This window comes from Methyloceanibacter sp. (assembly GCF_050728395.1).
Taxonomy (GTDB): Bacteria; Pseudomonadota; Alphaproteobacteria; order Rhizobiales; family Methyloligellaceae; genus Methyloceanibacter.
The window spans coordinates 24,373-35,209 of record NZ_JBOHJB010000029.1; the positions used below are offsets into that span (position 1 = coordinate 24,373).

The 10,837-nt window shown below is 64.7% G+C and carries 10 protein-coding genes, 1 tRNA gene and 1 pseudogene; 6 read left to right on the forward strand and 6 right to left on the reverse strand.

What is annotated here, in order from left to right; all coding sequences use genetic code 11:
* Position 1: 1 nt before the first annotated feature.
* From ACREC7_RS07240 to ACREC7_RS07250, 3 genes are read left to right on the forward strand one after another with little or no spacing between them, the layout of a single operon-like run.
* Positions 2-727 (forward strand): uroporphyrinogen-III synthase, encoded by a 726-nt coding sequence (locus tag ACREC7_RS07240; protein WP_431555027.1) that lies wholly within the window; start codon positions 2-4, stop codon positions 725-727.
* Between the two features lie 38 nt (positions 728-765).
* Entirely contained in the window at positions 766-2,130 is a 1,365-nt protein-coding gene (locus ACREC7_RS07245) for a COG4223 family protein (protein ID WP_431555017.1), read from the forward strand.
* 4 nt (positions 2,131-2,134) lie between these two features.
* Complete coding sequence (locus ACREC7_RS07250; RefSeq protein WP_431555018.1) at positions 2,135-3,778, forward strand: heme biosynthesis protein HemY; 1,644 nt, start codon at positions 2,135-2,137, stop codon at positions 3,776-3,778.
* Positions 3,779-3,782: 4 nt separating this feature from the next.
* On the opposite strand, the gene ACREC7_RS07255 is transcribed toward ACREC7_RS07250, so the two are convergent.
* Positions 3,783-4,259 (reverse strand): GNAT family N-acetyltransferase, encoded by a 477-nt coding sequence (locus tag ACREC7_RS07255; RefSeq protein WP_431555019.1) that lies wholly within the window; start codon positions 4,257-4,259, stop codon positions 3,783-3,785.
* Positions 4,260-4,386: 127 nt separating this feature from the next.
* Here ACREC7_RS07255 and ACREC7_RS07260 point away from each other — a divergent pair.
* Positions 4,387-4,462 (forward strand) — tRNA-Thr (locus ACREC7_RS07260).
* Positions 4,463-4,560: 98 nt separating this feature from the next.
* Positions 4,561-4,881: a hypothetical protein gene (locus ACREC7_RS07265; RefSeq protein WP_431555020.1), complete on the forward strand. Its 321-nt coding sequence runs from the start codon at positions 4,561-4,563 to the stop codon at positions 4,879-4,881.
* 23 nt (positions 4,882-4,904) lie between these two features.
* Here the strand turns inward: ACREC7_RS07265 and ACREC7_RS07270 are convergent, their stop codons facing one another.
* The 4 genes from ACREC7_RS07270 to ACREC7_RS07285 form a co-directional block, all read right to left on the reverse strand.
* A complete protein-coding gene (locus ACREC7_RS07270; RefSeq protein ID WP_431555021.1) occupies positions 4,905-5,186 on the reverse strand; it encodes a hypothetical protein in 282 nt (93 codons plus the stop codon).
* 136 nt (positions 5,187-5,322) lie between these two features.
* Positions 5,323-5,886: a carboxymuconolactone decarboxylase family protein gene (locus ACREC7_RS07275; RefSeq protein WP_431555022.1), complete on the reverse strand. Its 564-nt coding sequence runs from the start codon at positions 5,884-5,886 to the stop codon at positions 5,323-5,325.
* 153 nt (positions 5,887-6,039) lie between these two features.
* Positions 6,040-8,490: a GcvT family protein gene (locus ACREC7_RS07280; protein WP_431555023.1), complete on the reverse strand. Its 2,451-nt coding sequence runs from the start codon at positions 8,488-8,490 to the stop codon at positions 6,040-6,042.
* Positions 8,487-9,389 (reverse strand): choline/ethanolamine kinase family protein, encoded by a 903-nt coding sequence (locus ACREC7_RS07285; protein ID WP_431555024.1) that lies wholly within the window; start codon positions 9,387-9,389, stop codon positions 8,487-8,489. The genes ACREC7_RS07280 and ACREC7_RS07285 overlap by 4 nt, the downstream gene beginning before the upstream one ends.
* Positions 9,390-9,658: 269 nt before the next feature.
* On the opposite strand from ACREC7_RS07285, the gene ACREC7_RS07290 reads away from it, so the two are divergent.
* Positions 9,659-10,507, forward strand: coding sequence for a hypothetical protein (locus ACREC7_RS07290; protein WP_431555025.1), 849 nt, complete (start codon positions 9,659-9,661; stop codon positions 10,505-10,507).
* A 24-nt stretch (positions 10,508-10,531) separates the two neighbouring features.
* On the opposite strand, the pseudogene ACREC7_RS07295 reads toward ACREC7_RS07290, so the two are convergent.
* Positions 10,532-10,837 (reverse strand): annotated as a pseudogene (locus tag ACREC7_RS07295) (hypothetical protein); the annotation flags it as partial.

Below are 10,837 nucleotides of genomic sequence, written 5' to 3' on the forward strand. Positions count from 1 at the left end.
GATGCGTGTCCTCGTCACGAGACCGGAACCCGACGCCACCCGCCAGGCCGAGCTTCTTGTCGCGCGCGGTCATGAGCCGGTGCTCGCCCCGTTGCTCACCATCGAGTCCGCAACTGACGTGCCCCTCGACCTTGGCGGCGCTCAGGCCTTGATCGTCACCAGCCGCAATGCCTTGCGCGCGCTTGCTTCTCACCCCGACCTCGCCGCTGCGTTGCGGCTTCCGCTGTTCGCTGTCGGTGAGGCAACCGCGAAAGCCGCGGCAGACCTCGGCTTCACTAAGGTCACCGCAGGTCCCGGAACGGGAGAGGCGCTGTCGCGATTGATCGCGGAGGCGCTTCCGCCAAATGCCGGGCCGCTCGTGCATCTTGCAGGCGAAACCTTAGCCTTCGACATGAAATCGGCGCTGCAAGCCAAAGGCTTCACGCTCCGGCAGCCCGTGCTTTATTGGGCCGTTCCGGCAACGAGGCTGCCGGAAAGCGTTCTGTCTCTGCTGAACGCTAGCAAGCTCGACGGTGTTATCCTCATGTCGCCACGGACGGCCGCAATTTTCGCGGCTTTGGTGGTGCGGCACGAGGCGCTAACGCAAGCCTCGCGACTCGATTGCTATTGCCTCTCGGCGGCGGTAGCACAGGCCGTGGAGCCGCTGAAGGCCAGGGCAATTGTGGCGGCGCGGCCATACGAGGAGGATATCCTTGCGCTCCTCGACTCCGAGGCGGCATCCTCGTAAGGATCGCGTCCGCGATTTGAACTTCGACGGTAGGCGTAATGGCTGAGCCTTTTGGCGATCAACTGAACCCGAGTTCCGGCAAGCGCCCGGCGCCGACCATCGAGGGCACCGCGACCGAAGTGTCGATCGATCCGGCGCCGGGCGAGAGCGCTTCGCCGGACCCCGCCGTTGAGGCCGAGACATCCGATCCCGGAGGAACCGAGCCGAAGCGCGGTCCCAAGAAGCCGCCTCCACGCACGAGCCCGACCGAGCTCAAGGGATTCGTGACCCATCTCGCCGCCGGGCTCCTCGGCGGCCTTATCGGTGTCGTGGCCCTGTCGCTCGTGTGGAACAAGCTTCCGGTGCGGAACGCGGCGGCCCCGGATTTAACGACGATCAACAGCCGCCTGAGCAAGCTCGAGGCGACACCGCCGCCGGCGGGGGATGCAGCGGCGCTCGGCGCGCTCGATGCCCGCATGAAGACCCTTGAAGACCGCAAGGTCGAGACGCCTCCCGACCTCTCGGACATGTCCTCCCGGGTGACGCGTCTTGAAGAAACGATCAATGCCTTGGCCGAGACCGCCAAGAATGGCGGCTCGGTTCCGGATGCCGCCGCGCTCGACGCGAAGATCGGCGAACTTGAGCAGAAGCTGCAAGGCAAGATCGACAGCGCGCTTGCCGCCCAGCAAGGCGAAGGCTCGGCGGACCTCAAAGATTTGGGAAAAGAAGTCGCGGCCCTCAAGGCAAAGCTCGGGGCGCTGGCCGAGGCGCATCTCGCCGGCGACACGTCAGACCTCGCCCCGCAGCTCACCACGCTCGATCAGAGAATTGCCAAGCTCGAAGCGGCCCTTCCCGAGCTTTCCACCGCCATCGACCGGTCGGCGGCAAACGCAAGGTCGGGTGCCGCGGCCATCGCCTTTGCCAATTTGCGGAACGCGGTCGCGGCCGGGCGCCCCTACGCCGCAGAGCTCGCCGCGCTCAAATCTCTCATTCCGGACCCCGGCGATCTCGGTGCGCTTCCCTCGCACGCCGACACCGGCATTCCCACCATCGCCGAGCTCACCGGCAACCTGACCAAGGTCGCAGAGGCCAGCGCCGCCCCGCCGGCCGCCGCTCAAAACTCGATCCTCGACAGCATGATGGCGAGCGCGAAGTCGGCGGTCTCCATCCGCCGCATCGGCGCCGAAATGACCGGGAACGAGCCTGAAGCGGTGTTGGCAAGAGCCGAAGCGGCACTAAAGCAAGGCGATCTTGCCGCTGCCACCAAGGAGGTCGAGTCGCTGCCTGCGCCCTCCCGCGACGCTTTTGCCGGCTGGCTCGACGATGCGCGGGCGCGGGCCTCGGCCAACGACAGTTTGAGCAAGCTCGAAGGCACGGTGCTCGCCTCCCTCGGCGGGGGTGCCGGCCCGGAAGCGAAGCCTTGAACCGATGATCCGCGTCCTCTTCTTCATCATCGGCGTCATCGCCGCGGCCTTGTCTCTGGCTTGGCTCGCCGACCGGCCTGGCGCCATCACCGTCGAGTGGCTCGGCTATGAGATCAAAACCAGCGCTTTCGTCGGGGCGCTTGCATTTGCCGCTCTGGTGACAGTGGTGATCCTTGCCTTGGCGCTGCTGCGCTATCTGTTCACACGGCCTGCCGCCATCGCCGCCTATCGGCAGGAGCGCCGCCGCCGCCAAGGCTTCGACGCGCTGACCCGCGGGCTTCTCGCCATCGGCGTCGGCGACCGGACCCAGGCGCAACGCTACGCAGGCGTGGCGCGCCGCAATCTTCCCAACGAGCCGCTCACCGCACTGCTCAAAGCGCAAGCCGCGCAGCTCAAGGGCGACCGCGCCTCGGCGCGGCGCGCCTTCGAGGCGATGCTCGAGCGGCCTGAGACCGAGCTGTTGGGACTGCGTGGGCTGTTCCTCGAGGCCAAGCGCGGCAACGACAACGGCGCTGCTCGCGCCCTTGCCGAGCAGGCGGTGCGCACCGATCCGCACGCCGGCTGGAGCGCGAACGCGCTGTTCGACATGCAGGCGCGCGAGGGCGATTGGGAAGGCGCTCTTTCCACGCTTGCCGTGGCGCGCAAGCACGGTAATGTCGAGCCTGACGTGGCGCTCAGGCGCCGCGCCGTGTTGCTCACCGCCGAAGCCCGCGATCTTGAATCGTCGCAGCCTGCCAAGGCGCTGGCGCTTGCCAGCGAAGCGTTGCGGCTTGCGCCCTCGCTGATACCGGCGGCCGAGATTGCCGGACGGCTGCTTGCCTCCAAGGGCGACAGCCGGCAGGCAGGCCGCCTCGTCGCCCGCACCTGGAAACTCGCGCCGCATCCAGATCTTGCGACAGTTTACGCCTTCGCCAAGCCTGGCGAGTCGCCGCGCGAGCGGCTGAGGCGCGTCGAGCATCTGGCGAGCCTAACGCCGGGCGACATCGAAGGACCGATCGCCATCGCCGTCGCCGCCATCGAAGCCCGCGACTGGCAGCGGGCTGAGGACGCGATCTCCCCCTATCTGCATGACCGGCCGCCGGCCCGCGTCTGCGCTTTGATGGCGCGCATCGAGGCCGGCGAAGGCAACAAGGGCCGCGAGCGCGAATGGCTTGCCCGCGCCGTGCGCGGCCCCCGCGACCGGGCGTGGATCGCCGACGGCTACATCTCGGACCGCTGGCTTCCGGTCTCGCCGGTCACCGGCGCCGTCGACGCCTTCGAATGGAAGGCTCCGGTCGACGCCATCGGCCGCGGCGACGAGACATTGCTGATCGAGGAAAGCCATGAGCCGCCGGAGCCGCCGCCGGCGCTGAAGGTCGCGGCCCCCGTGAAGGAGACGGCCGAGCCGAAAAAGCCCGAGCTCGTATCGCCCCGGGCACCGGCGTCGGGCGACGGTGCCGCCTTAGCCCGGCCGGCGGAGTCAGCTCAAGTTCGCCCGGCCGTTCCTCCGGTCACGCCGGTCCCGCCGCGCGAGCAGCCGGCCCAAACGCGACAAAAACCGGAATTTTACGTGGCGCCACCGATCCCCGACGATCCTGGGGTGTCGTCAGGCGATCCAGACGAGAGCCCTGCCTCACTCGAACGGCTGCGGGCGGCACAAATCCGCTGAAGCCTCAGCCGAGTGGCTTGAGCATGAACAGGCACGGGTTCCGCTCGTGCCACAACGTGGGAAAAACTTCGATCGCTTTGAAGCCCATCGCCTCGTAGAAGGCCCGCGTCGCGCCATAGACGGGATCGTCGGCGGGAACTGCCACGGTCTTGACGGTAAAGAAGCGAACGCCCCGACGCCGCAGCCCATCTTCGGCGCACTCGAACAATCGTCGCCCGACGCCCTTGCGCTGCCATTCCGGTCTCACGCCGAGCACGAAGGCTTCGGTGGCGCACGGCGTTTGGTCCTTGAGGCTGATGAATCCGATCGCGCCACCCTCGGTCATTGCGCCGAGCATGGGTAACGTGGCGGAGTCGCGAACGTAGGCCTCTAGCGACTCCGGGATGCCGAACCAGCTGGGCAACGCCGTCAGGATGTCGCGGCAGAGCGCACTTCTGTTCTCGGCGATCTCGACGATCTCGATTTTGTCACCGTTGCCCATGGTTCAGCGGCTTTCTCCTGGCAAGATTATCGCTGCTCGGAAACTTGCAACGCCCCTTCATTGGCCTTAAGTCACCCGGGAAAGCGTTTTATACCCGGCGCCTTCTAGGATTTGGCGCCGGTCGAAGGCCGCAATAGCTCAGCTGGTAGAGCACATCATTCGTAATGATGGGGTCGGGGGTTCGAATCCCTCTTGCGGCACCACCATTATTCGGTGGGGTCCTGGGGCGCCAATCGATCTTGCCGCGCGATAGGATCTGGCTTTCCCGGACGGCGACTTTCGAGCGCGAAAGGGATCGACGATGCAACACCCACCACAGTCACGCTGGCAGCAAAGAGTTTTCGAGGATGTGTTGAAGGAGCGGCGTTATCAGGAGCGCCAATGGGGCCAGGACGTCGACGACAACTTGAACACCCCGTGGATGTGGTGCGCGTACATCTGCAGCTACGCGACCAAGTGGATGAAGAACCCACATTTCTGGACGCGAGAGGACACCGAAGAATTTTATGACAGGATGATCCAGACGAGCGCCATCGCGGCTGCTGCGGCTGAGAGCATCCTTCGCCAGAGAGACGCCCACGGCAAGACTTTCTACGAATCCGATACCCGGCCCGAGCAGTGAAATGAGGCGCGGGGCCCGATGAGCTATCGCAGCGCCAGGGACAAATGGCCGATGCCGAAGGCAATCTTGGCGGCGTAAGCGCACGCCAAGTACAAGGCGACCCTCACGCCGCTGCGGAAAAATCCGAAGATGAAGTTCTCTAAGAGGCGGTCAGGCTCGGCGCGGCGGCGGATGCGCTTAACGACGCGGGCCGGCAGGCCGGCAGGGTTGCCTGGAGGGGGTGCGCCGATAAAGGCGGCGGCTTCAGTCTCAAACCAAAGGATGTCGTCATTGGTATCGTTTGTATCGTCATTCTCACTATTCATTTCTGCATAGCGCTCCTTTCTTTTGTTGGTTGGTCCTCACTTCGTATATGGGAACAAAGGCGCGATTATGCGAGCGAGCACGAATCGCCTCCATCCCGGCTGTCGCTGAGGAGTCCTAGATGCCCGCTGTTCGAAACTAAGCCTCGGGCACCGGCACGTCGAAGGTGTTCAGCGTGATCGACACGAGAGCATAGAGTCCGACAAGGTAGGACAATTCGGCAGCGCCGTGCTGGCCGAAAGCCTCGACCGCGGTCCTGTAGGTGAGCTCAGGCAGCACGCCCCCGGCCATCAGCGCGCTCGCGAAATCATAGGCAATCGCCTCCTCCCGCGTCAGATCGGCGGGGCGTTGTCCGGCGACGATGGTCGAAAGCTTCTCGTCCGACAGGCCGCGCTGCTCGCCGACGAGCACGTGGGCGTAAAGCTCGTAAGCCGACTTGAAATGCGCGCCGGTGACGAGGATAGCGATTTCCCGCACGGGCTTCGCCAGCGAAGGCTTGTCGGCGAGCGCCCTGACGAGGTCCCAGCTCGCCTTGCCGAAGGCAGGCTCGTGCAGCCAGGGGTTCCATGGCCCGAGCAAGGTTCCGTCGTCGCGCATGGCGACGAACCCTTTGAAGCTCTTGGCGATGCCCTCTCTCATGTCATCGTAGAGCGGGCGTTGTTCCGGGGTGAGATCGGCGGGCGCGATCAGGGGCAAACGCATGGCGACTCCTCAAATTTTCAGATCGGATGGGCTTTCGCTTTGAATGCCGGGCCTCGTCGTGGACTGTTCGAAAGTAGCTCGCCGTCATTGCCGGTCACTGGCGTATTTGGTCGCGTTGCGACAGCAGGCGCCCTAGCTCCTGGCGGTCAAGACTCAGCTTTTGACCCGCGACATGGTTGGGTCGTAGAGCGGATCGAGGAACATTTCGGCGGGCACGCGCATAGTGGCGACCTCGAGCTCGTAGCGGCCTGAGAGCACGCTGTCGCGATCGACGCCGTTCTTGAGGTCGCGGACGTAGCCGTAGCCGATCGAGCGGCCGATCGTGTAGCCGTAGCCTCCGCTCGACAGCCAGCCGACGCGCTCGCCGTCGCGGTAGATGGTCTCGCGCCCCAAGAGCACGATGGAGGGATCCGCGGTGAACCCGGCGAGCAGACGCGGCAGCTTCTTTGTGGCCTGGGCTTCGAGCGCTTCGCGTCCCTGAAACGGTCTGTTCGATTTCAGCTTGACCGCCCAGCCGAGCCCCGCCACCAGAGGCGAGTGGTCCGGCCCGATATCGGCGCCCCAGGCGCGATAGCCCTTTTCCAGGCGCAATGACTCGATGGCGCGGTAGCCGGCGTTGGCGATGCCGTGCGGTTTCCCGGCTCCCATCAGCGCGTCGTAGACGCTCAAGGCAAACTCGACGGGAATGTGCAGTTCCCAGCCGAGCTCGCCGACATAGGTGACACGGAGCGCGAGCATCGGCGCCCCGGCAAGGGTGATGCGCTTCACCCTGCCGAACGGGAAGCCGGCATTCGACATGTCGTCCTCGGTCAGAGCCTGGAGCACGTCGCGTGACCGGGGCCCCATCACCGCGAGCACGGCATACGACGAGGTGACATCGATCAGGCTTGCATCGAGCCCCTCCGGGACCCCGCGCGCGATCCAGTCGAAATCGTGCGTGGCAAAGCCGGTGCCGGTGACGATGTAATATTCGGTCGGCGATAGCCTACCGACCGTCAGGTCGCATTCGATGCCGCCGCGATCGTTCAGCATCTGGGTGTAGACAAGATGACCCGGCGGCTTGGCGACGTCGTTGGCACAGATCCACGATAGCGCCGCCTCGGCGTCCCTGCCGGCTAGTTGGAACTTGGCGAACGACGTCTGGTCGAACACTGCGACGCGCTGGCGGGCCGCGGTGTGCTCGCGGCCGACAGCGTCGAACCAGTTCTGGCGCTCGTAGCTGTAGTGGTCCTCGGCCTTCTCCCCGCGCGCGAGATCGGCGAACCAATTCGGCCGCTCCCAGCCGAGCTTCTCGCCGAAGCAGGCGCCTTGCGCTTTCAGCCTGTCGTAGAGCGGCGAGCGGCGGAGCGGACGCCCGGAGCGATGCTCCTCGAACGGCCAGGCCATCGTGTAGTGCTTGGCGTAAGCCTCGAGCGTGCGCGTGCGCACCCAGTTGGTGTCGAGGTGGTTCTTGCCGAACCGGCGGATGTCGACCGGCCAGAGATCGAAGGGCGGCGCGCCCTTGGCCACCCATTCGGCAAGCGCCATGCCCGCCCCGCCCCCGGCTGCGATGCCGAAGGCGTTGAACCCGGCGCCGACAAAGATGCCTCGCACCTCGGGAGCCTCGCCGAGGATGAAGTTGCCGTCCGGCGTGAAGCTTTCCGGTCCGTTGATGAACTCCTTGATGCCTGCCGTCTGCATGGCCGGAACGCGGCCCGCGGCAAGCTCGAGGAGGGGCTCGAAATGCTCCAAATCGTCGTCGAGTAGCTGGAACTCGAAGCGGTTGGGTAGGCCATCTAGGGCCCACGGCTTCGGATTTGGCTCATAGCCGCCCATCACCAGGCCGCCAACCTCCTCTTTCCAATAAGTGAGACGGTCGGGATCGCGCAGCGTCGGCAGATCGCGGGTCACGCCCTCGATGTTCTCGGTGATCAGATATTGGTGCTGCACCGGGACGAGGGGAATATTGACCCCGGCCATGCGCCCGATCTCTCGCGACCACTGGCCGGCACAGATCACGAGCTTGTCGCAGACTATGCGGCCCTTGTCGGTAGCCACTGCGCGCAGGCGGCCGTCCTCAACCTCGACGCCGGTGAGCGCTACCTCCTCGAAGATCTTGACGCCAGCGTTGCGCGCGCCCTTTGCCAGCGACATGGCGATGTCGGACGGCGAGGCCTGTCCGTCGGTGGGGAGGAACGCCGCGCCGACGACGTCGTCGACCTGCATGAGCGGCCAAAGCTCCTGGGCCTCCTTGGGGTCAAGCAGATGCATCTCGAGCCCGAAGGAGGTGGCGGTGGTCGCCTGCCGCTTCACCTCGGTCCAACGCTCAGGATTGCAGGCGAGCCGCAAGCCGCCGTTCCGCTTCCACCCGGTGGCGAGGCCCGTTTCGCTCTCGAGCTTGCCGTAGAGTTCGACGGAGTAGCCGAGAAGCTGGGTGATGTTGGCGCTCGTGCGCAACTGTCCGACGAGGCCCGCGGCGTGCCAGGTCGAGCCGCATGTCAGCTTGCCGCGCTCGACAAGGAGCACGTCGGTGATCCCCATCTTTCCCAGATGATAGGCCACCGAGCAGCCGACAATGCCGCCGCCGACAATCACGATCTTGGCGGACGCCGGCAGGTCGCTCACGAGCGGTCCATGGTCTGATAGGCCGCGTAGGCGGCCTCGAAGCGTTTCAGATTCTCGGCCGTGTAAGCGGCGTAGTCGAAGTCGACGGTCGAGTGGACCTCGGACACCATGCTCCACATGGTCTCGCGGAGCAGCGACGCCGCGGTCATGGCGGCGGCACGGCGGCGCAACAGATCGTCGACCGGCCTGCCGAAATAGAGGCTCAAAGCCTGCTCGGCCTGCTCGCGGGAAAACTCGCTGTTGGAGGCAAGCCCGCCAAGGTCGAACAGCGGCGAATTGAACCCCGCGTACTCCCAGTCGACGAGCCACAGCCGGTGCCCGTCATCGATGAAGTTCGCGGCAAGAAGGTCGTTATGGCCGAATACGACATCGATCGGACCGACGGCGGCTTCGAGCCGCGCGGCGCGGCCGAGAAGATCGGGGAGAAGAGGACTGTGCCGGCTGTCGCCTTCGCGCAGCGTGTGCGCGTAGTCGCGCACGACATGAAACACCCAGAACATGGTGCCGGGCCCGCGCAAGAATTGCGGAATGTCCCGGTGACAGCGCCGCACCATGTCGATCAGGCGCGGAAGGTTGTCCGGATTGCGTACGTCCTCCGGCGCGAAGGTGCGTCCCTCGATGAAGTCGAGCACGAGAATGCCCGGCTCGGCGTGCACGACGCGAGGGCTTAAGCCCGCCAAATGCGCCGCCCGGCTCGCCGCCAACTCGTTCGCGCGCACCACCCCGTGAACCGGGATATCGCTGCCGACGCGCACGACGTAACGGCGACCGCCATCCTCGACCGCGAAATTCTGATTGGTGATTCCGCCGGCGAGCGGCACGGGCTCCACGCGCCCGAACCAGATCTCTAGCGAGGCCACGCGCCCTGATGAACGCTCTCGCACCCCATCGAGGCTCACCCGTGCGCCCTCCCCGTTGGGCGGCAAGCGCGGGCGCATGAGAGCACGATCGCGAGCATGGCGGAGACATCGCCGTTCCTAAACCGCCACGTCATCGATGAGTCCTCCCGGCAAGAAGCATAGCACTACTGGAGCGGCGTTCGGATGGCCAGGCATGCGTCTCCGTGCCGGATGGAGCAGGAGGGGAATAGATGCTTTCCTGGCCCCTGCCCTGGTCAGGGCGATGGCATATCACGCCCATTGCCCCACAACGGGGAGGCGTTTTACACATGGCTTTGGGGGTGAAGAAAGATCGTCGTGCCGACCAGCAATTCGGGGAGAGATATGTGAACGGGAAGCCTGCGGATCCAAGCCTCAACTTGGAATTCGTGGATGAGGCACTCAACCTCGTCCGTGACGCGGAAGAGAAAGGCATTCGCCTCCGCATTTTGGGTTCGGTCGCCTATCGCCTGCAATGCCCCAACAATCTGCACCTGTTTCAGGACACCAAGCGCGCCCTTACCGATGTGGATTTCGGGGCGGAGAAAAAGCAGAACAGGGCAATCCGCGAATTTCTCGTTGAGCGCGGATACGTTCCCGATGAAGGCATCTACATGGCGTCAGAGGGCGGACGCCACGCCTATTTGCATAAGGACACCGGGCTAAACGTCGACGTATTCGCCGACGAGCTCTATTTTTGTCACCGCATCCCGTTCAAGGGCCGGCTCGATCTCGATAGCCCGACCATATGCACGACCGATCTCCTGCTCGAAAAAATGCAGATCGTCCAGATCAACCTCAAAGATTTCAAGGATACGATCGTGCTCATGCTGGAGCATCCTCTCTCGCACGAGCAGCCTGGGCCGAAATCGATCGACACCGATTATCTCGTCGGCATCATGCGCCAGGACTGGGGCTTCTATTATACGTTCACGACGAATTTGAAACATGTCCCCGGCCATCTCGATCAGTTCTCCTCGCTCGGGGAAGAGGGGCGCAGCGTCATCCGCGGCCGAATAGATCGACTTCTGGGCGCAATCGAAACGGCACCGAAGACGCTCGGTTGGAAGATGCGCGCGAAAATTGGAACGCGAAGACGCTGGTACCAGGAAGTCTCCGAGAAGTCGCAGCAATACTGAGTCCAACCGAGCCGGTCGGCGTGCCTACTCCGGCGGGATCTCCTTGAAGGCATAGTCGACGTTGATGCCATGCGAGCGCTGAACCATCTTGGCCACGAAGTACCAGATGATCGACACCGCGAGCACGCCGAACACCACCTGATAGGCTAAGACGCTGGTCAGGCCGAGGGCGCTGGAGAACATGAACATCAGCACCATGATGCCGCCGACGACGGCGCCGATCAGGCCGAAGATCGTCACCATTGGAATATTTCCCACCTTGTAAGCCGCGCCGGGCGAAGCGTCGTAGAGCGCCTTCGCGCGGTACGGCATCAGCGCACCGGCGAGCGT

Bases quoted from the DNA above. Each gene is read 5' to 3' on its own strand.
- ACREC7_RS07240 (WP_431555027.1), top strand. From the start codon at position 2: ATGCGTGTCCTCGTCACGAGACCGGAACCCGACGCCACCCGCCAGGCC.
- ACREC7_RS07245 (WP_431555017.1), top strand. From the start codon at position 766: ATGGCTGAGCCTTTTGGCGATCAACTGAACCCGAGTTCCGGCAAGCGC.
- ACREC7_RS07250 (WP_431555018.1), top strand. From the start codon at position 2,135: ATGATCCGCGTCCTCTTCTTCATCATCGGCGTCATCGCCGCGGCCTTG.
- ACREC7_RS07255 (WP_431555019.1), bottom strand. From the start codon at position 4,259: ATGGGCAACGGTGACAAAATCGAGATCGTCGAGATCGCCGAGAACAGA.
- ACREC7_RS07265 (WP_431555020.1), top strand. From the start codon at position 4,561: ATGCAACACCCACCACAGTCACGCTGGCAGCAAAGAGTTTTCGAGGAT.
- ACREC7_RS07270 (WP_431555021.1), bottom strand. From the start codon at position 5,186: ATGAATAGTGAGAATGACGATACAAACGATACCAATGACGACATCCTT.
- ACREC7_RS07275 (WP_431555022.1), bottom strand. From the start codon at position 5,886: ATGCGTTTGCCCCTGATCGCGCCCGCCGATCTCACCCCGGAACAACGC.
- ACREC7_RS07290 (WP_431555025.1), top strand. From the start codon at position 9,659: ATGGCTTTGGGGGTGAAGAAAGATCGTCGTGCCGACCAGCAATTCGGG.